This is a genomic window from Caulobacter sp. RHG1, assembly GCF_013181195.1.
In the GTDB taxonomy this organism is placed as follows: Bacteria; Pseudomonadota; Alphaproteobacteria; order Caulobacterales; family Caulobacteraceae; genus Caulobacter.
Genome location: NZ_SMZP01000007.1, coordinates 122,585 through 140,738 on the forward strand (window position 1 = coordinate 122,585; position 18,154 = coordinate 140,738).

An 18,154-nucleotide genomic window follows, 5' to 3' on the forward strand; every position below is an offset into this window, starting at 1 on the left:
CATGTCTGACGCTTTCAAGCCGCTGCTGGCCAAGCTGGCCGACGGCCAGACCCTGGGCGACGAGGACGCCGAGATCTTCTTCGCCGCCTGCCTGCGCGGTGAGCCGACCCCGGCCCAGGTCGCCGCGGCCGTCACCGCCATGCGTTTGCGGGGCGAGACGGTGGGCGAGATCGCCGCCTGCGCCCGCGCAATGCGTCGGGCTGCCGTGCAGTTGGAGCATCCGTACGACGTCATCGACGTCTGTGGCACCGGCGGCGATGGCCTGCACACGCTGAACATCTCCACCGCCGTGGGCTTTGTGGCCGCTGGCGGTGGCCTGAAGGTCGCCAAGCACGGCAACCGCGCCATCACCTCGAAGTCGGGCACCGCCGACGTCCTGACCGCCCTGGGCGTCAATATCGACGCCACGCGCGAACAGCAGCGCAAGGCGCTGGACGAGGCCGGGATCTGCTTCCTGTTCGCCCAAGCCCATCACGGGGCGATGAAGCACGTCTCGCCGATCCGCCAGCAGTTGGGCTTCCGCACGATCTTCAACCTGCTGGGTCCGCTGACCAACCCGGCCGGCGCCAAGCGGCAGGTGGTCGGCGTCTCGGCCCCGCGCTTCGTCGAGCCGATCGCCAAGGCCCTGGGCGCATTGGGCGCCGAGCGCGCCTGGTCGGTGCACGGCTCAGGCCTGGACGAGCTGACCACGACCGGCGAGACCGAGGTCGCCGAATGGCGCGACGGCCGCATGCACCTGTTCACGATCACGCCCGAGGCCGTGGGCCTGCAGCGCGCCTCGCTGGCAGACATCACCGGCGGTGAGCCAGCCTTCAACGCCGCGGCCCTGACCCGCCTGTTCGACGGCGAAAAGGGTCCCTATCGCGACATCGTGCTGCTGAACGCCGCCGCGGCCTTCCTCGTCGCCGACAAGGTCGAGACCCTGTCCGAAGGCATCGACCTGGCCGTCCAGGTCATCGACAAGGGCGCCGCCAAGGCCGCCCTCGCCGGCCTTGTGGCCGCCACGAATACGGAAGTGCCCGCTTGACCGACATCCTTGCGAAGATCGCTGCGTACAAGCGCGAAGAGGTGACAGACCGCAAGCGTCGCCGCACCCAGGCCGCCCTCGAGAACGCAGCCAAGAGCGCCTCATCGCCGCGGGGCTTCAAACAGGCCCTGGTCGACGGCCACGCGCCCGGCAAGCTGTCCCTGATCGCCGAGATCAAGAAAGCGTCGCCGTCCAAGGGCTTGATCCGCGCCGACTTCGATCCCCCGAACCTGGCCCGCGCCTATCAGGCCGGCGGCGCCTCATGCCTTTCCGTGCTTACGGATGGGCCCAGCTTCCAGGGCGCCGACGCCTATCTGATCGACGCTCGCGCGGCGACCACCCTGCCCTGTATCCGCAAGGACTTTCTGGTCGATCCCTGGCAGGTGGCCGAGAGCCGCGCCCTCGGCGCCGACGCCATCCTGGTCATCCTGGCGATGATCGACGATGTCCTCGCCGCCGAACTGATGGCCGAAGCCAAGCGCCTGGGCATGGACGCCCTGGTCGAGGTGCATGACGAGGCCGAAATGGCCCGCGCCGGCACCCTGGGCTCGGATCTGGTCGGGATCAACAACCGCGACCTCAAGAGCTTCGTCGTCGACCTGGCGGTCACCGAGCGGCTGTCGGCCCAGGCTCCGGCCGGCGCCCTGCTGGTCACCGAGAGCGGCGTCTTCACCCACGAGGACGTCGTGCGGATGGAGAAGACCGGCGCCAAGGCCATGCTGGTCGGCGAAAGCCTGATGCGCCAAGCCGACGTCACCGCCGCCACCAAGACGCTGATTGGCTGACGGATCGGGGACGCGCCACCTGGCGTTTTCCCCCTCGTCCGCTCAAAGTTGTCTCAACAAGAAGCCGCCAGGCGAGGAAACGCGTATGCATTGGGTCGCCCGCCTGGTGAATTGGTCCCTCGTGGCCTTCTTCAAGCGCGAGGGCTGGACGATCGAGGGCTCGGCCCCGACGACGACCCGCAAGTTCGTGATCATCGCCGCGCCGCACACCAGCAACTGGGACTTCGTCTATTTTCTGGGCGCGGCCGACGCGCTGAACTTGAAGCTCAGCTTCATGGGCAAGGCCTCGCTGTTCCGCTGGCCGTTCGAAAAGCTGATGAAGGACCTGGGGGGCGTGCCGATCGACCGCTCGCAATCGCGCGACACCGTCCAGGCCATGGCGGACGAGTTCGCCCGTCGCGACGAGTTCATGCTGACGATCGCGCCCGAAGGCACCCGCGGCAAGGCGGGCGGCTGGAAGACCGGCTTCTACAACATCGCCCTGAAGGCCGGCGTGCCGATGGTGCCTGGCTTCATGGACTATGAGCGCAAGGTGGTGGGCCTGGGCCCGGCGATGATGCCCAGCGGCGACTATGAGAAGGATCTGGCGATCCTGGCGGCGTTCTATGCGCCGGTGACGCCCAAGCACCCGGAATTGAAGACCGTTCTCTAGGCCGGGCCGACGCCACGATTTGGCCAAGCTTGCCATCCTACCCTGGCGCGAACTTGGAGGGGCGACCACCATGAGCAAGCCGCGCTGGGCCCAAGGCCTTGTCGAGACCGCCAGGACGGTCGGTCTGGTCATGGCCATCGCTCTCGTCCCGCGCGCGGTCTTCTGCCAGCCGTTCACGATCCCGTCGGAGTCGATGCAGCCCACCCTGCTGGTCGGCGACTACATCCTGGTCTCGAAGTATCCTTATGGCTGGAGCCGCCACTCGCTGACCTTCAGCCCGCCGGTCGGTCATGGCCGATTTATGGAACAAGCCCCTGAGCGCGGCGACATCGTCGTGTTCAAGAAGCCTGCCGACGGACGCACCGACGTGATTAAGCGCGTCATCGGCCTTCCGGGCGACCACATCCAGATGCGCGGCGGCGTGGTCCACATCAACGGCGCGCCGGTCCAGCAGACCCTGACCGGTATCGACACCGACGGCGCCCCCGGGCCCTATCCAATCCCGGTCCGCCACCTGCGCGAGACCCTGCCCAATGGCCGGACCTACGCCACCAACAGCTTCGGCGCCGACACCCAGGCGGCCAACACCGGCGCCTATACCGTGCCCGCCGGGTGCTTCTTCGTGATGGGCGACAACCGCGACAACTCGCTGGACAGCCGTTTCAACCCCGGTTCGACGGCCAAGGGCTACGCTTCCTGCGCCTGGGATGTGGCCCGCGACGCCGACCTGCCGCCCGAGCTGGGCATGGGTTTCATACCGGCCGAGAACCTGGTCGGCCGCGCCGAGCGGATCCTGTTCTCGTGGGACGGCTGCGGCCTGCGCCCGGACCGCATCTTCCGCAAGCTTGCGGCCCCCAAGGTTGGCTGAAGCCCTTCGCATCGCTAGGGTCCGCGCGCTTTTGTGCCGAAAGGGAATCGGATGCGGGCCTTCCTGAGTAAACTGCGTCGTGCGCTGTCGCCCGCGCCTGTATCTTCCATTGACCCGGCCGCCGTCGCCGCCCCGCAAGCCCTGTGGCACCTGGTCGGCGCCGCTGACGCCGACTTCGTCCGCGTGGGCCAGGAGTTCAAGCAGTTGTTCCTGCAGGCTGGCCTTCAGCCGCATCACGCCATCCTGGACGTCGGCTGCGGCATCGGCCGCGCCGCTGCGCCGCTGGTGGACTATCTGGACGAGAACGGCCGCTACTGCGGCTTCGACGTGATGGCCCAGGCCATCGACTGGTGCAAAGCCAACATCGCCGTCGGCGACCCGCGCTTCGACTTCGTCCATGCCGACATGCATAGCGACCGGTACAATCCGGAAGGCTCGCAGCCGGCCAGCGCCTTTGTCTTCCCCTATCCCGACAACAGCTTCGACTATGTCTGGCTGGGCTCGGTGTTCACCCACCTGCTCTCGGCCGACCAGGCCCAATTCGCGCGCGAGATCGCCCGGGTGCTGAAGCCTGGCGGCATCAGCCTCGTTTCCTGGTACCTGATCGACGAGGAAGCCCACGCCAACACTGGCAACGGCCTGATCGCCTTCGACTTCGTCCACCCGCTGGACGGCTGCTGGACAGCGACCCCGGACCTGCCCGAGGCCGTGATCGGCTACGACCTGGCGCCGATCCAGGCCCAGTACGACGCCCTGGGTCTCGAGATCGTCAACCTGGCGCTGGGCGTCTGGCGGCGCGAACCGATCCAGGACCAGGACATCGTCGTGGCGCGCAAGCGGGACTGAAAGCTTTCGTTAAGCTTTTGATTCTGAGCGACATTTGTCTGCTCGCCCAAGCTAGACCTTGTTTTTGCTGGCTTTTCCGAGCCGAGCGCTGCTCGACTTGACATTAACGCGGAACGCCTTGAGAACATTCAAAAGGTTTGCGGTTTGTTCCGCGCTCCAGCCGAGGTCGTCATGCTCACGCGCAAGCAGCACGAACTGCTGATGTTCATCCACGAACGCATCAAGGAGACTGGCGTCTCGCCCTCGTTCGACGAGATGAAGGAGGCGCTGGATCTGGCGTCCAAGTCCGGAATTCACCGCCTGATCACGGCGCTGGAGGAACGTGGCTTCATTCGCCGCCTGGCTCACCGGGCCAGAGCGCTGGAAGTCGTCAAGCTGCCGCAGCAAGCGACGACGGCCGCGCCGCCCAAGGGCCGCGGTTCGTTCCGTCCGCAGGTGTTCGAAGGCGGCGGCGCCCCGCCCGCCCCTGCCACGACGGCGCCCGCCAATGACAGCCGCGAACTGCCGATCCTGGGCAAGATCGCCGCCGGCACGCCGATCGACGCCATCCAGCACGAGCGCGAGCGCCTGCCGGTGCCCGAGGCCATGCTGGGTGGCGGCGAGCACTACGTCTTGGAAGTGCAAGGCGACTCGATGATCGAGGCCGGCATCCTCGACGGCGACTACGTGATCATCAAGAAGGGCGACACCGCCACTTCTGGCGAGATCGTCGTCGCCCTGGTCGGCGAGGAAGCCACCCTCAAGCGCCTGCGCAAGAAGGGTGGTTCGATCGCCCTGGAAGCCGCCAACCCCAAGTACGAGACCCGCATCTTTGGCCCCGATCAGGTCGAGGTGCAGGGCAAGTTGGTCGGCCTGATCCGCCGCTACCACTAGCCCTTCGCAGGCTCGGAAATCGGCCCCGACCTCGCTTGAGGATCGGGGCCTTTTCGTATCAGGCGCCCTGCTCCGCCAGCGCCTTGGCGGCGGTATCGAAGCCCGCCCAGGCCGCAGCCGCCAAGGCCGCGCCGGTGCTGACCCGGCGTACGCCCAGGGCGGCCAGGCTCTGGACGGTCATGTCCGGTCCCCACTGCAGGACATTCACCGGCTTGGGCGCAATGGCCTCGACAATGGCGCGGATATCGTCTTCCGCAGTGACCGCCGGCGCATACAGGCAGTCGGCTCCGGCCTCGGCATAGGCCTTGAGGCGCTCGATCGTCGCCGCCAGGTCCGGCGCGCCGCGCAGATAACCTTCGCTACGGCCGACCAACATCACGTCCTGGCCGGAGACGTCGATAGCGGCGCGGGCGGCCTTGATCCGCGCCACGGCGGTCGGCAGGTCGTAGAGCGCCGAGCCCGACCAGTCCTCGATCGAAATCCCAGCGACGCCAGCCTCGATCGCCAGGGTCACGCTCTCGCCCACGCCCTGCGCCGTCTCAGCAAAGCCCGCCTCGAAATCGGCGTTCACCGGCAGGTTGGTGGCGGCGCACAGCATCCGCAGATGGTCGATGACCTCGTCGCGGGTCACCTCGCCGTCGTCCCTGCCCAGCGCCCAGGCCATGCCGGCGCTGGTCGAGGCGAGAGCCTTGAAGCCCATTTTCTCCAGTCGCCGCGCGCTGCCGGCGTCCCACGGATTGGGCAGGGCGAAACAGCCTTCGGCATGCAGGGCGCGAAAGGCGGCTCGACGAGCGGCAAACGAATGGGTCATGGCGGCGTCTCCAGATGGCGCTGCTGAAGATCTAGCGGGCGCTGATGACAGCGGATGTCAGCATGTGGCTCCAGGGCCGGTCGCCACGCAGCGGCTGGGCCCAGACGATGCGCCAGCCGTCAGGCCGGCGATAGAGTTCGGCCGCTCCGCCGCGCGAAAAGTCTTCGGCGGTCAGCAGCACGGTCTCCGCGCATAACGGTGGAACGCGTTCGGGCGCTGGGCCTCGAATGACCACCACCTCGCTCTTCACGCACAGGCCGGCCAGGGTTTCGGCGTCAGGTGTTCGACGGCTCCAGGCCAGCGAAAGCTGAACGGGCGCACCCAGGGACGGCGCGCAGATCCGTTTGTCGCAAGCGTAGAGGCTCCAGGTGGCTGGCTCCAGACCGCGCCGGCGGGCCCACAGCTCGGCCCCGAACCGCTTGGCGTCGGTGCGCAGTAGGATGGCTGCATCGCCCGAGCGGACGGCGGCGGCAGCGCCGTCGTTGGCGATCCAGGCGTCGGGCGGCGCGGGCCTTGGCCATAGCGCGACCGCCAGCGCTATCGGCGCGCCGATCCAGCGCAAGCGGCCCCGCCACAGGCACAGGATCATCAGGCCCAGGAACGCCACGATCAGCACCTGCGGCGGCGCGCTGGCCACGATCCTCTGCGCGCCGTGGGCGTCGGCGAACCCATTGGCGATACCGACCATGCCGTCCACGCCCCATCCGGCCACCGCCAGGAACGGCCCGCCGAGCCCAAAGGGTTCAAGCAGCGTGCCGAGCGCCAGGAACGGCATGATGACGAACGACGACAGCGGCGCGACCGCCAGATTGGCCGGCAAACCCCATACGGCGACGCGGTTGAAGTGCTGCATGGCGAACGGCGCGGTGGCCAGACCTGCCACCAGGCTCGCCGCGACACTGGCCGCCAGCCAGGTCATCGCCGCTTGCGGCCAGCGAATCCACCAGGGCGTGGAGATCTCCTTCACCGGCTGCGGCCAGGATTCGGCCAGCGCCACCAGAGCCGCCGTGGCGGCGAACGACATCTGAAAGCCCGGCTCGCCGGCAGTCTCGGGTTTCAGCACCAGAATCAGCAACGCCGCCAGCGCCAGGCCATGCAGAGTGATGGCCCGCCTGTCGAACAGGATGGCCAGGAAGGCGACACTGGCGGTGATCGCCGCCCGCTCGGCCGGCGGCGGCGCGCCCGAGATCACCAGATAGCCCAGCACCGCGATCAGCCCCGCCATGGCGGCGATCTTCTTGCCGGGCGCCCGCAACGCCAACCACGGCCAGGCCGCGACGCCCAGGCGAATAGCGGCGAACACGAAGCCGCCGACAATGGCCATGTGCAGGCCCGAGATCGAGATGATGTGCGCCAGACCCGATGCCCGCATGGCCTCGGTCTGGTCCTCGCTGATCCAGGCTTCGTGACCGGTGACCATGGCCGCGCCCAGGCCGCCGCTGCGGGGTCCCATCCGCGCCAGGATTCGCTGGGCGAGACTCCATCGGAAGGCGTTGACCGCCATCGTGATCCGCAGACGCAGGGGCGCCGGATCCAATCGCGCAGGCCCGATGTCTCCGATCACGAAGCCGACCCCGCCGATCGAGTCGAACCAGGCGTCGCGGGCGAAGTCGTAGGAGCCCGGCGCAGCCGGTGGCGGCGGCTGGCCCAGCATGGCCCTCAGTCGCACTGCCTGTCCCGGCGCGGGCGTCTCGTTCTCGCCGATGGTCACACGGATCCGGCGCGGCGTCGCCTCGGCCGCCAGCCCGGAGATCGCCACCGGCGCGATGACCAGCCGCGTCCCGCCTGCGCCGGGACTGACGACGTCGACGACGAAGCCCTCGACGCGCCGCACGATCCGCTCGCCTCCCATCAGGGGCGCGGCGACACGATCGCTACGGATCTTGGCGGCCAAGCCACCCGCCGCGCCAAACGCTATCAGGCCAAGCAGGACAACCAGCCCGGACGCCGCAGCCCAGCGTCGCGCCATCCACCACATCGTCGCCAACACAAGTCCGACGCCCGACAGGATCCAGATCGAGGGCTCGACGGGCGCCTCAAGATAGCCGGCCGCCCCCAGCCCAAAGGCCACCGGGCTCCACAGAAACACCCGCTCCCGGTTGATGGAAAGCTGGGCGCGCGCCGATTCTGCCAGCGCCCGCCAGGACAATCCCGACGGCGTCGCCGCCAGCGGCGTTTCGACAAGTTCCGCGCCTAACATTCAGAAACCGCTGGATTTTTGACAGTTAAGCCAAGTTCGCCGCAATGCGGAAAACCGCTGGTCCCACGCCGAACCGCCGTGCTAAGACGCCCCGCCCAAGCCGTTTTGCGGCTCGCGTTTTCCGCCGCCGTTCCGGCGCTCCGTCCTGAAGCCGTGAAGTCCATGTCGAACTCCTCCCCCACCGGTGTCGTCACGCGCTTCGCGCCCTCGCCCACCGGCTTCCTGCATATCGGCGGCGCCCGCACGGCGCTGTTCAACTGGTTATATGCGCGCCATACGGGTGGGAAGTTTCTTGTTCGCGTCGAGGACACCGATCGCGAACGTTCGACCGAAGCCGCCGTCGCCGCCATCTTCGAAGGCCTGGACTGGCTTGGCCTGAAGTCGGACGAAGAGGTCGTCTTCCAGCACACCCGCGCCCCGCGCCACGTCGAGGCCGTCCAGCAGATGCTGGACGCCGGCCGCGCCTATCGCTGCTGGATGACCGTCGAGGAACTGGAAGTGGCTCGCGAGAAGGCCCGCGCCGAAGGCCGCGCCATCCGCTCGCCCTGGCGCGACGCGCCGGAAGGTGACCTGTCGGCCCCGCACGTGATCCGCTTCAAGGGTCCGCTGGACGGCGAGACCGTGGTCAACGACCTTGTGAAGGGCCCCGTGACCTTCAAGAACATCGAGCTGGACGATCTGGTCTTGCTGCGCGCCGACGGCGCCCCGACCTACAATCTGGCCGTGGTCGTCGACGACCACGACATGGGCGTCACCCACGTGATCCGCGGCGACGACCACCTCAACAACGCCGCCCGCCAGAGCCTGATCTATTCGGCGCTGGGCTGGGACGTGCCGGCCTTCGCTCACATCCCGCTGATTCATGGACCGGACGGCGCCAAGCTTTCCAAGCGCCACGGCGCTCAGGCCGTCGGCGAGTTCGCCGACCTGGGCTACATCGCCGAGGGCATGCGCAACTACCTGGCCCGCCTGGGCTGGGGCCACGGCGACGATGAGGTCTTCAACGACGAGCAGGCGATCAGCTGGTTCGACGTCAAGGACGTGGTCAAGGCGCCGGCGCGTCTGGACTGGGCCAAGCTGAATCACATCAACGCCCAGCACCTGCGGCAGGCCGACGACGCCCGCCTGACGGATCTGGCGTTCGACGCCGCCCAGAAGCGCGGCGAGCCCCTGCCCGACGACGCCAAGGCGCGCATCGCCCGCACCGTCCCGCAGGTCAAGGAAGGCGCCAAGACCATCCTGGAGCTGGTCGATCACTGCGCATTCGCCCTCAAAACGCGTCCATTCCCGCTGGAGGAAAAGACGCAGAAGCAGCTGACCGAAGAGACGGTCGAGCGCCTGAAACGCCTGCGCGACCAGTTGGCCGCCGCGCCGGCGTTCGATGCCGACACCCTGGACACCGTGTTGAAATCCTTCGCGGAATCCGAAGGCGTCGGTTTCGGCAAGTTCGGCCCGGCCCTGCGTGGCGTCCTGACGGGCGGCGCTCAGGCCCCGGATCTGAACAAGACCATGGCCGCCCTCACGCGCGAAGAGAGTTTGGGCCGTCTTGACGACGCCCTGGCGCCGCGCGCATGAGGCGCTATAACGCACCCGCGAAAAGCGAAAGTTGGACTGACCGTTCCAATTATGAAGGGGTCTAAGTATGACCGATAAAGCCACGCTGACGATCGGCGATAAGAACTACGACCTGCCGATCCTCAAGGGCAGCACGGGTCCGGACGTTCTGGACATCCGCAAGGTCTATGGCGAAAGCGACCACTTCACGTTCGATCCGGGGTTCACCTCGACCGCTTCGTGCGAGAGCAAGATCACCTATATCGACGGCGACGCCGGTGTTTTGCTGCACCGCGGCTATCCGATCGACCAGCTGGCCGAGAAGTCCTCGTTCCTCGAGGTCTGCCACCTGCTGCTGAACGGCGAACTGCCGACGGCTGAAGAGTTCGCCAAGTTCGAACACAACATCACCTACCACACGATGTTGCACGCCCAGTTCGACCGGTTCTTCGAAGGCTTCCGTCGCGACGCCCACCCGATGGCCGTCATGACCGGCGCCGTCGGCGCCCTGTCGGCCTTCTATGCCGACAGCATCAATGTCGACGACGCCCGCGAGCGCGAAATCAGCGCTCATCGCCTGATCGCCAAGATGCCGACGATCGCCGCCCGCGCCTATAAGTACACGGTCGGCCAGCCGTTCGTGTCGCCGCGCAACGACCTGTCGTACTCGGAAAACTTCCTGCGCATGTGCTTCGCCGTGCCGGCCGAAGAGTGGAAGCCGAACCCGGTGCTGACCCGCGCCATGGACCGGATCTTCATCCTGCACGCCGACCACGAGCAGAACGCCTCGACCTCGACCGTCCGTCTGGCCGGCTCGTCGGGCGCGCACCCGTTCGCCTGCATCGCCGCCGGCATCGCCTGCCTGTGGGGCCCGTCGCATGGCGGCGCCAACCAGGAAGCCCTGGAGATGCTGGAAACCATCGGCTCGGTCGAGAACATCCCGGACTACGTCCAGGGCGTGAAGGACCGCAAGTACAAGCTGATGGGCTTCGGCCACCGCGTGTACAAGAACTTCGACCCGCGCGCGAAGGTCATGCAAAAGACCGCGCACGAAGTTCTGGCTGAGCTGGGCCACAACAACGACCCGCTGCTGCAGGTCGCGCAAGAGCTGGAGAAGGTCGCCCTGAGCGACCCGTACTTCATCGACCGCAAGCTGTACCCGAACATCGACTTCTATTCGGGCATCACCCTGCGCGCGATGGGCTTCCCGACCAACATGTTCACCGTGCTGTTCGCTCTCGCCCGCACCTCGGGCTGGATCAGCCAGTGGAAGGAAATGTTCGAGGACCCCACTCGCAAGATCGGTCGTCCGCGTCAGCTCTACACGGGCGCCACGCAACGCGACTACGTGCCGGTGGAAAAGCGCTAGGCGCTTCGTCATCGCGACAACGGATCAGGCCCCGCTGCGGCGGGGCCTTTTTCGTTTCTATCGACGCAGGATAAAGCTGAGGACCTCGGCGACGGCGCGGTAGAGGTCCTCGGGGATCTCCTCGTCGACCTCCAGGGTCGACAGGGCCTGGGCCAGGACCGGGTTCTCCTCGATCGGTACGCCGTGTTCGCGCGCCGTCTCGATGATCTTCTCGCCGATGAAGCCCTGGCCCGAGGCCACGACCTTGGGGGCGTTAGGCTCCTCGTAAAGCAAGGCGACGGCGATGCGCGGCCGCGCCGAAGGTCCGCTGATCCCGCTCATGACGCCTGGTCCACGAAATGGCCCAGCGGGCTGGCGCCCTGCGTCGACGGTGCGCCGGAATGGACGGCGACCTCGGGGACCAGCTCGGCCTCACGCAGGGCCGCACCCAGAACCTCTTCGCTCGCACGCAGGCGGGCGATGGTCTCGGCCCGCTCGGCCCACAGAGAGACGCGGGTGCGAGAGCCCGTCAGGGTGACCAGGGCGTGGACGGGACCCATGGGCTCCAGATCAATCGAGAAGCGCGCCTTGTAGGTGCGCTCGATCGGGCCGCCCGCATAGCCGCCGGAGCCGCCGCCGTCGTGACCGATCTCGAACTGTGCGACCGCCACGCCCTGCGGCGTCACGAACGGAAGGTCCAGGTTCAAGCGCGCGCCCTGTTGCCGGATCTCGGGACTATCGACGTCGGGTCGGGCGCTGTCAGGCAGCGAGGCAATCTGCATCAGATCCTGACGCGCCAAGGCGCCGCCGGTGGCTTTGAGGAGGTTGCGCACTGCGTCGGCGATCGGCAGGTCCGGCGCCAACGTCATCGCCGCCGGCTTCTGCCCCGCCATCGGACCGCCGGCATAAGGCGGCGGCGGTGTCGTCGCGCGAGCTGTCTCGGCAGGCGCGCCATAGCCGCGCGGGACCAAAATCTTGGGCTCGGCTGCCGGCGTGTTCGGCATCTGTGTCGCGACGGCCTCTTCGGCGATCAGCCCCAGTTGCACGAGCGCCGACAGGGCGGCGCGAACCGGCTGCTGAGCGGTCGGCGCGGCTTTGGGTGCGGCGACGAAGGCGCCGAAGCGGGCTTCCAGGGCCTCATCCTCGGCCGGCGGAGCCTGGGTCGTAACGGCGCGCGGCGCAGCCTCGACCATCTCGGGTTCGGCTGAGATCGCCGGCGCGACAGCGGGCTGTGAAGCCTTGGTCTCGACTTGCGACGCAGGAGGCGCAGCGGGCGCGCTCGTCTGTGCTGGCGCGCTGGACGGCATGCTGGACTGGGCGCGTGGCGCAGCCTGAGCCGTTGGCGCCGTGGTCGGCCTGGCGCGAGTCGCTAAGTCCGGCGTCTTGGCGAGGTCCGGGTCGGCTTCAGGCGCGCTGGACGATGCCTCCGCCGGCGGGCCGTCGGCTGTAGCCGGGGTGGTCGCCTTGCCCAGCCACGCTGACAGCGCGCCGCGGAAGACCAGGAGGGCGGCCTTCATGTCGGTGGATCGGAGCGGCGTATCGGCGTCCGGGGCCGCAGCCGCCCGGGCCATGTTGGCTTCCAGAAAGGCGCCGGAGCGCTCCACGGCGCGGCGCAGCCCCTGCGGACTGGTCAGGTCGGCGATGGGTGGCGCGCTGGCCAGCAGCGCCCTGCCCGCCTCGCGCACGGGCGCAGGCGTATCGGGACGTTCGACGACCGCGCGAACGTTGGCCATCAGCGGCGCCAGCCCCGACTGACGCGGCGCGGCCTCGGCGGCGGCGACGCGGACGGCGCGAGCCATCAGGGTCTCGGGGGCCTCACGGACGACCGCGCCCTGCACTGGCGCCTGCGGCGTGGCCTTGGCCTGGCTGGTGTCGAGGTTGGCGATCTGGGAGCCGGTCTGGCCGGCTTCCTCGATCGGCGCGCTGGCCTGAGCCGTCGCGCCCGCGGAGCGGCCGACGAGTTCGCTCAGTTGCTGGGTGGTGTTAGCGATGGCCTGGCGCGCCATGGCCTGCAGAAGAGCCACGGAGTCCGGCGACTTCCCGACCGGCAGGGCCGGAAGCACTGGGGTCAGGGGCGTGGTCGGGTCGATGGCCACGACGCGGCTCCGAGCGGAAGATGATTAGAGACTGAGGCCGAGTCGTAAATCAGGCGTTAAGCCTCGTCGCGCCCATTGGTCGCGCACCAAGCTTAACTATTGGAAATTCCGCGTGTTTTCAAAAAGGCCAACAGGGCGTCTGCAGCCGCCTCGGACGGGTCGGGCATGCCGCGCCCCATCTTGTCCAGCGCGACGGATTGCTCGGTCGCCTGACTGCGACGGAGGGCTGGATCGTCCAGCAGGCGCCCAATCTCACGCGCCAGACCCTCGCCCTCACAGGCGTCCTGCAGCAGTTCGGGCGCCACGGACTTGTTGGCGGCGATGTTGAACAGCGTCACCCACTTGGGCTTCATCAGGCGGCGCATGATGGCGTAGGTGATCGCGCCAGTCCTGTAGCCGACCACCATCGGGACGCCGGCCAAGGCCAGCTCCGTGGTGACGGTGCCGCTGCAGGCCAGGGCGACGTCGGCGGCGACGAAGGCGTCGTCCTTCAGGCCCTCGTCCTCGATGACGTGAGCGCGGAACGGCCAGCCGGCGACGCGAGCCCTCACCGCTTCGGCGACGGTATAGGCAGCGGGTACGACGATGGCGAGCTCCGGCCGGTCGGCCTTCAGCCGCTTCACCGCATCCTCGAAGGCAGGCAGCACCCGCTCGATCTCGGACGGACGGCTGCCGGGCAGGACCAGCAGGATCGGGTCGCCAGCCGCAACGCCGATCGGCGATCGCAGCCGTCCGGCGTCAGCGGCGTCGAAGCGCTTGGCCAGGGCGGAGTTGCCGACGAAGACGTTCCTCAGCCCCACGGCGTCGAAATAGGCCTTGTCCATGGGCTGGATCGACAGCAGCAGATCAACGGCCTTGGCCAGCACGCCAGCGCGTTTCGCGCTGTGGGCCCAGACCTGAGGCGCCACGTATTTCACCAGGGCTAGCTCGGGATCCAGTTTCCGCAACGCCTTGGCCAAGCGGATGGTGAAGCCCCAGCTGTCGATCAGGATCGCCACATCGGGCTTTTCCCGGGCCGCCAGAGCCACAGTGTCATCCAGGCGGGCCTTGACCGTCGGATAGGCCTTCAAGCCCTCCCAGATACCCAGGATCGACAGCTGGGCGATGTCGAAGGGGCTCTGCACCCCCTGCTCGGCCATCTTGGCCCCGCCGACGCCGACGAACGTCACCTGGTCGCCCAACCGAGCCCGCAGCGCCTTGGCCAGGCTGGCGCCCAGGGCGTCGCCGGAGGCCTCCGCGGCCACCAGCATGATCTTCAGCGGCACTAGACCCGCCCCTGCGGATCGACCCCCAGCACGAAGAGGCCCAGTTCGTCGGCGCAGGCGATGACCGCGTCGCGATCGACAACCAGCAGGCGGCCGGTCTCGCCGACCACCCCGGCCAGACCCGCGCGAGCGGCGCGCTGGATGGTCGCTACGCCGATAGTCGGCAAATCGACCTTGGTCTCCTGGATCGGCTTGGGCGCCTTGGCCAACACGCCGCGAGGGCGTTCGGCCGAGCCGCGGATCGTCTGAGGCAGTTGCTCGACCCGGCGCAGCATGGCGTCGGTGCCTTCCTGGGCCTCCACGGCCAGGACCAGGCCTTCGCAGACCACGGCGCCCTGCCCGACATCCAGCCGGCCGATCTCGCGCGCCACCAGCAGCGCCTTGTCGATATCGGCCATGTGGGCGTCGGCTGGCGACCACTTGCCCAGGCGCCCCTGAGGCAGGGTCATCTCGCCCATCACCTCGTGGGCGCCCTCGATGTCGAAGCCTTCCTTCTCGAACTCGTCCAGCACCCGGCGCAGCAGGGCGTCGTCGCCCTTGCGCGCGGCGACGATCAGGCCCGGCAGGACCTTGATGCCACGGCCATCGGGCATCAGGGTCGCAAAGTCGGGACGGCTGACATTGCCGGCGAAGCAGACGACGTCGCAGCCCTGCTCTCGCAGCGCCTTGAACACCTTGCCGAACTCGCCCAGGCCGACCTCGACGCCCGGGTAGCGGGCCAAGGATGGCTCGGCGAAGCTCTTCAGCCGCATGACCGAAAAGGCGCGGCCGGCGGCCTCGCAATGGGCCGCCAGTTCGACGGGCAGCGAACCGCCGCCGGCGATGAGGCCAAGCTTACGCATCACAGGAGACTAGACCTCGCGCTCGGGCAGGCAAAGCGGCCGGTTGGCGTCGGCGCGAATGAAGTCGACGATCTCCATCACTTCGGGATTGCCGGCATGGATCTCGGCCACGTCGTCCAGGCGTTCCTGGAAGGTGCCTTCGTCGGCGAACATCAAGCGATAGGCCGCGCGCAGGGCGTTGATCGTCTCGCGCGAGAAGCCCCGCCGCTTCAGGCCCACGAGGTTCAGGCCCTCGAGGTGGGCGTGATTGCCCCAGACCGAGCCGTACGGAATGACGTCCTTGGTCACCGCAGCCAGGCCGCCGATGAAGCTGTAGCGGCCGATGCGGGAGAACTGGTGCGCGGCGGCCAGACCGCCCATGAACACGTAGTCGCCGACCGACACGTGGCCGCCCAGGGTCGCGCCCTTGGCCATGACCACGAAGTCGCCCAGCTCGCAGTCGTGCGCCACGTGCGAGCCGACCATGTAGAGGCCGTCCGAACCGATCCGGGTCACGCCCTTACCCGAGGCCGTGCCGGTATGCATGGTCACGTGCTCGCGGATGATGTTGCGCGGGCCGATCAGGAGTTCGGTGCGCTCGCCCTTGTGACCCAGGTGCTGGGGCGGACCGCCGAGGTTGGCGAAGGGGTGGACGATGCAGTTCTCGCCGATCGTCGTCGCGCCCTCGATAACCACGTGCGACAGCAGCCGCACGCCAGCTTCCAGCGTCACGTCGGGACCGACGATGCTGAACGGACCGATCTCGACGTCCGAGGCGATCTTGGCGGCGGGATCGACGATCGCGCTGGGGTGGATCGTCATGCCTTGGGCCCCGTCTCGACGACCATGGCCGCGAACTCGACCTCGGCGGCGACCTTGTCGCCCACCTTGGCCACGCCCTTGAACTTGAAGATCGTCGAGCGCGCGCGCACGACCTCGACTTCCATGCGGATCACGTCGCCCGGACGCACCGGATTGCGGAAGCGGGCGTTGTCCACCGACATGAAGAAGATGGTCTTGCCCTCGGTGTCGACCTCCAGGCTCTTGCTCATCAGCACCGCGCCGGTCTGGGCCAGGGCCTCGATGATCAGCACGCCCGGCATCACCGGATTGCCCGGGAAGTGGCCCTGGAAGAACGGTTCGTTGACCGTCACGCACTTGATGCCGACGATCGACTTGTGCGGGTTGTAGTCCTCGGCCCGGTCGACCAGCAGGAACGGATAGCGATGCGGGATGCGCGCCAGGATTTCCGCGATGTCGATGTTGGTCTGCACCGTTTGCTCGGCGTTCTCGCTCATGATCCTAGTCCTTCGTCCCTCGGCTGCGCGCCATGCGCGACAGCCATGCGGTCTCCCGGAGCCACCGCTTCAGCGGTCGCGCGGGGAAGCCCGTCCAAGTTTCACCGTCCGGCACGTCCTTGAACACCGAGGCGGCCGCCCCGACGCTCGCGCCCGAGCCGATCTTCAAATGGTCGGCCACGCCAGCCTTGCCGCCGAAGGCCACGCCGTCGCCGACGATCGTGCTGCCCGAGATGCCCGTATAGGCGGCCAATACACAATTGCGCCCGATACGGACGTTGTGCGCGACATGCACGAGGTTGTCGATCTTGGTGTTCTCGCCGACCACCGTGTCGGAGAACGCCCCCCGGTCGACGCAGCTGTTGGCGCCGATCGTGACATTGTCCTGGATCACCACCCGGCCCAGCTGCGGCAGGTCGACCATGCCTTTCGGGCCGGGGGCGGCGCCGAAGCCCGCCTCGCCCAGCACAGCGCCGGCCGAAATCGACACGCGATCACCCAGCAGGGCGAAGCCGATCACGGCATTGGGGCCGATCACGCAGTCGCGGCCGATCAACACGCCCGGACCGATGACGACTCCGGGCGCAATCCGCGTACCCCGGCCAATCCGCGCACCTTGGCCGATCGTTGCGTTAGGCGACAGCAGAACGCCCTCTTCCAGCACCGCGTCAGGATGCACGGCGGCCGCGGACGGGTCATGGCGGCGCGGCGTCAGCAGCAGACCGACAGCGGCGGCCCAGGCGGCCTGAGGATGGCGGGTCAGCAGCGCGGCGCAGCCGGGCGGCAGTGCGTCGGCATGCTCGTGACGCACGAAACAGGCGCCGGCCTGGGTGGTGGCGGCGGCGTCCTTGCGCTTGGCGTCGGAGAAAAAGGTGATCGCGTCAGGGCCGGCCGTATCGAGCGGCGCAGCGGTGGCGATCGAGAGATCAGCCGAGGCCGGATCCGCCAATTCGGCGGCGCCGGCCCGGGCCAACTCGGAAAGCGATGCCGGACCCAGGCTGTCAAAAAAACGCGGGTCCGGCATGGTTCCTCACGGCGAATTCATTCCCCTAGGTAAACCTAAAGGACGCGATTCGCTTACTTATTGGTCGGTTGCAGGGCGCCGGCGGCCGGGGCCTGGTCCAGACGTTCGCGGTCGAAGGTCAGGGTCTTGATGCGGGCGTCGAGGGCGGCGACCACGGCGGCCGTGATGTCCATCGACGGGTTGGCCAGCATGACCGACTCGCGATCCAGCAGGATGCCGCACTTCTGGGCCTGGTAGACCTGCTTGATCGGCGTATCCAGCTCTTGATAGACGCGCGAGAGCGCCTTTTGCTCGGTCGCCTCGACTTCCTTCTGGCGCAGCTGGCCCTTGCGCTGCCAGGCGTTCGCCTTGACTTGCAGCGCGCTGGCCTGTTGCTCCAGGGCGTCCTGAGCCAGCGTGGCCTTCTTGGCGTCCAGAGCCTTGGCTTCGTTGTCGAGCGAGGTGCGCTCGGCGGTCAGCTCGGCGTTCACCTGCTGGATGATGGTCTTCAGGCGCGTATCGACGGCCTTGCCGACCAGCGAGCCGCCAACGGCGCCTTGGCTGGAGAAGATGCAGACGCCAGCGATGGCCGGGCCGTGGGTGACGGCCGGCGCAGCGGCGGCGGCCGGAGCCGTCTGAGCCGAAGCGCTGGTCGCGAGAGCAAGGGCGACGACGCTGGTAGCGGCCGCAGACAGGAACTTAGACAT

At 68.0% G+C, this 18,154-nt stretch carries 18 protein-coding genes; 8 read left to right on the forward strand and 10 right to left on the reverse strand.

Annotation, left to right across the window (positions count from 1 at the left end):
* Position 1 precedes the first annotated feature (1 nt).
* The 6 genes from trpD (at position 2) to lexA (ending at position 5,051) form a co-directional block, all read left to right on the forward strand.
* On the forward strand, positions 2-1,027 hold the full coding sequence (gene trpD, locus E1H18_RS19010) for an anthranilate phosphoribosyltransferase (RefSeq protein ID WP_172271402.1): 1,026 nt from the start codon (positions 2-4) through the stop codon (positions 1,025-1,027).
* On the forward strand, positions 1,024-1,812 hold the full coding sequence (gene trpC / locus E1H18_RS19015) for an indole-3-glycerol phosphate synthase TrpC (protein ID WP_172271404.1): 789 nt from the start codon (positions 1,024-1,026) through the stop codon (positions 1,810-1,812). The genes trpD and trpC overlap by 4 nt, the downstream gene beginning before the upstream one ends.
* An 85-nt stretch (positions 1,813-1,897) precedes the next feature.
* Complete coding sequence (locus E1H18_RS19020) at positions 1,898-2,464, forward strand: lysophospholipid acyltransferase family protein (RefSeq protein ID WP_172271405.1); 567 nt, start codon at positions 1,898-1,900, stop codon at positions 2,462-2,464.
* 70 nt (positions 2,465-2,534) lie between these two features.
* Entirely contained in the window at positions 2,535-3,332 is a 798-nt protein-coding gene (gene lepB / locus E1H18_RS19025; RefSeq protein ID WP_172271407.1) for a signal peptidase I, read from the forward strand.
* Between the two features lie 51 nt (positions 3,333-3,383).
* The gene (locus tag E1H18_RS19030; protein ID WP_172271409.1) at positions 3,384-4,178 is read left to right on the forward strand and encodes a class I SAM-dependent methyltransferase; all 795 of its coding nucleotides are present in this window, start codon (positions 3,384-3,386) and stop codon (positions 4,176-4,178) included.
* A gap of 171 nt (positions 4,179-4,349) precedes the next feature.
* The gene (gene lexA / locus E1H18_RS19035) at positions 4,350-5,051 is read left to right on the forward strand and encodes a transcriptional repressor LexA (RefSeq protein WP_172271411.1); all 702 of its coding nucleotides are present in this window, start codon (positions 4,350-4,352) and stop codon (positions 5,049-5,051) included.
* Positions 5,052-5,109: 58 nt separating this feature from the next.
* Here the strand turns inward: lexA and E1H18_RS19040 are convergent, their stop codons facing one another.
* Together E1H18_RS19040 and E1H18_RS19045 are read right to left on the reverse strand one after the other, a co-directional pair.
* On the reverse strand, positions 5,110-5,862 hold the full coding sequence (locus tag E1H18_RS19040; protein WP_172271412.1) for an isocitrate lyase/phosphoenolpyruvate mutase family protein: 753 nt from the start codon (positions 5,860-5,862) through the stop codon (positions 5,110-5,112).
* Positions 5,863-5,893: 31 nt separating this feature from the next.
* The gene (locus E1H18_RS19045; RefSeq protein WP_172271414.1) at positions 5,894-8,062 is read right to left on the reverse strand and encodes a ComEC/Rec2 family competence protein; all 2,169 of its coding nucleotides are present in this window, start codon (positions 8,060-8,062) and stop codon (positions 5,894-5,896) included.
* 162 nt (positions 8,063-8,224) lie between these two features.
* Here E1H18_RS19045 and gltX point away from each other — a divergent pair, with 162 nt between their 5' ends.
* Together gltX and gltA are read left to right on the forward strand one after the other, a co-directional pair.
* Positions 8,225-9,637: a glutamate--tRNA ligase gene (gltX, locus tag E1H18_RS19050; protein ID WP_172271415.1), complete on the forward strand. Its 1,413-nt coding sequence runs from the start codon at positions 8,225-8,227 to the stop codon at positions 9,635-9,637.
* A gap of 67 nt (positions 9,638-9,704) precedes the next feature.
* A complete protein-coding gene (gene gltA / locus E1H18_RS19055) occupies positions 9,705-10,985 on the forward strand; it encodes a citrate synthase (protein ID WP_172271417.1) in 1,281 nt (426 codons plus the stop codon).
* Between the two features lie 57 nt (positions 10,986-11,042).
* Here the strand turns inward: gltA and E1H18_RS19060 are convergent, their stop codons facing one another.
* The 8 genes from E1H18_RS19060 to E1H18_RS19095 all read right to left on the reverse strand — a co-directional run bounded on the left by E1H18_RS19060 (position 11,043) and on the right by E1H18_RS19095 (position 18,154).
* A complete protein-coding gene (locus E1H18_RS19060) occupies positions 11,043-11,306 on the reverse strand; it encodes an EscU/YscU/HrcU family type III secretion system export apparatus switch protein (protein ID WP_172271419.1) in 264 nt (87 codons plus the stop codon).
* Entirely contained in the window at positions 11,303-13,060 is a 1,758-nt protein-coding gene (locus E1H18_RS19065) for a flagellar hook-length control protein FliK (protein WP_172271421.1), read from the reverse strand. The genes E1H18_RS19060 and E1H18_RS19065 overlap by 4 nt, the downstream gene beginning before the upstream one ends.
* A 92-nt stretch (positions 13,061-13,152) precedes the next feature.
* The gene (gene lpxB, locus E1H18_RS19070; protein ID WP_172271845.1) at positions 13,153-14,310 is read right to left on the reverse strand and encodes a lipid-A-disaccharide synthase; all 1,158 of its coding nucleotides are present in this window, start codon (positions 14,308-14,310) and stop codon (positions 13,153-13,155) included.
* A gap of 14 nt (positions 14,311-14,324) precedes the next feature.
* Positions 14,325-15,167 carry an LpxI family protein gene (locus E1H18_RS19075; RefSeq protein ID WP_172271422.1) on the reverse strand — a complete coding sequence of 281 codons (843 nt, stop codon included), beginning with the start codon at positions 15,165-15,167 and terminating at the stop codon, positions 14,325-14,327.
* Between the two features lie 9 nt (positions 15,168-15,176).
* Positions 15,177-15,968 carry an acyl-ACP--UDP-N-acetylglucosamine O-acyltransferase gene (lpxA, locus tag E1H18_RS19080; protein ID WP_172271424.1) on the reverse strand — a complete coding sequence of 264 codons (792 nt, stop codon included), beginning with the start codon at positions 15,966-15,968 and terminating at the stop codon, positions 15,177-15,179.
* The gene (fabZ, locus tag E1H18_RS19085; RefSeq protein ID WP_172271426.1) at positions 15,965-16,444 is read right to left on the reverse strand and encodes a 3-hydroxyacyl-ACP dehydratase FabZ; all 480 of its coding nucleotides are present in this window, start codon (positions 16,442-16,444) and stop codon (positions 15,965-15,967) included. Before fabZ ends, lpxA begins: the two co-directional genes overlap by 4 nt.
* 4 nt (positions 16,445-16,448) lie before the next feature.
* A complete protein-coding gene (lpxD, locus tag E1H18_RS19090; RefSeq protein ID WP_172271428.1) occupies positions 16,449-17,468 on the reverse strand; it encodes a UDP-3-O-(3-hydroxymyristoyl)glucosamine N-acyltransferase in 1,020 nt (339 codons plus the stop codon).
* Positions 17,469-17,521: 53 nt separating this feature from the next.
* Entirely contained in the window at positions 17,522-18,154 is a 633-nt protein-coding gene (locus tag E1H18_RS19095; RefSeq protein WP_172271429.1) for an OmpH family outer membrane protein, read from the reverse strand.

Excerpts from the sequence above, each read along its gene's own strand:
- trpD (WP_172271402.1), top strand. The coding sequence starts at position 2 with ATGTCTGACGCTTTCAAGCCGCTGCTGGCCAAGCTGGCCGACGGCCAG.
- E1H18_RS19020 (WP_172271405.1), top strand. The coding sequence starts at position 1,898 with ATGCATTGGGTCGCCCGCCTGGTGAATTGGTCCCTCGTGGCCTTCTTC.
- lepB (WP_172271407.1), top strand. The coding sequence starts at position 2,535 with ATGAGCAAGCCGCGCTGGGCCCAAGGCCTTGTCGAGACCGCCAGGACG.
- E1H18_RS19030 (WP_172271409.1), top strand. The coding sequence starts at position 3,384 with ATGCGGGCCTTCCTGAGTAAACTGCGTCGTGCGCTGTCGCCCGCGCCT.
- lexA (WP_172271411.1), top strand. The coding sequence starts at position 4,350 with ATGCTCACGCGCAAGCAGCACGAACTGCTGATGTTCATCCACGAACGC.
- E1H18_RS19040 (WP_172271412.1), bottom strand. The coding sequence starts at position 5,862 with ATGACCCATTCGTTTGCCGCTCGTCGAGCCGCCTTTCGCGCCCTGCAT.
- E1H18_RS19045 (WP_172271414.1), bottom strand. The coding sequence starts at position 8,062 with ATGTTAGGCGCGGAACTTGTCGAAACGCCGCTGGCGGCGACGCCGTCG.
- gltX (WP_172271415.1), top strand. The coding sequence starts at position 8,225 with ATGTCGAACTCCTCCCCCACCGGTGTCGTCACGCGCTTCGCGCCCTCG.
- gltA (WP_172271417.1), top strand. The coding sequence starts at position 9,705 with ATGACCGATAAAGCCACGCTGACGATCGGCGATAAGAACTACGACCTG.
- E1H18_RS19060 (WP_172271419.1), bottom strand. The coding sequence starts at position 11,306 with ATGAGCGGGATCAGCGGACCTTCGGCGCGGCCGCGCATCGCCGTCGCC.
- lpxB (WP_172271845.1), bottom strand. The coding sequence starts at position 14,310 with ATGCTGGTGGCCGCGGAGGCCTCCGGCGACGCCCTGGGCGCCAGCCTG.
- E1H18_RS19075 (WP_172271422.1), bottom strand. The coding sequence starts at position 15,167 with ATGCGTAAGCTTGGCCTCATCGCCGGCGGCGGTTCGCTGCCCGTCGAA.
- lpxA (WP_172271424.1), bottom strand. The coding sequence starts at position 15,968 with ATGACGATCCACCCCAGCGCGATCGTCGATCCCGCCGCCAAGATCGCC.
- fabZ (WP_172271426.1), bottom strand. The coding sequence starts at position 16,444 with ATGAGCGAGAACGCCGAGCAAACGGTGCAGACCAACATCGACATCGCG.
- lpxD (WP_172271428.1), bottom strand. The coding sequence starts at position 17,468 with ATGCCGGACCCGCGTTTTTTTGACAGCCTGGGTCCGGCATCGCTTTCC.
- E1H18_RS19095 (WP_172271429.1), bottom strand. The coding sequence starts at position 18,154 with ATGTCTAAGTTCCTGTCTGCGGCCGCTACCAGCGTCGTCGCCCTTGCT.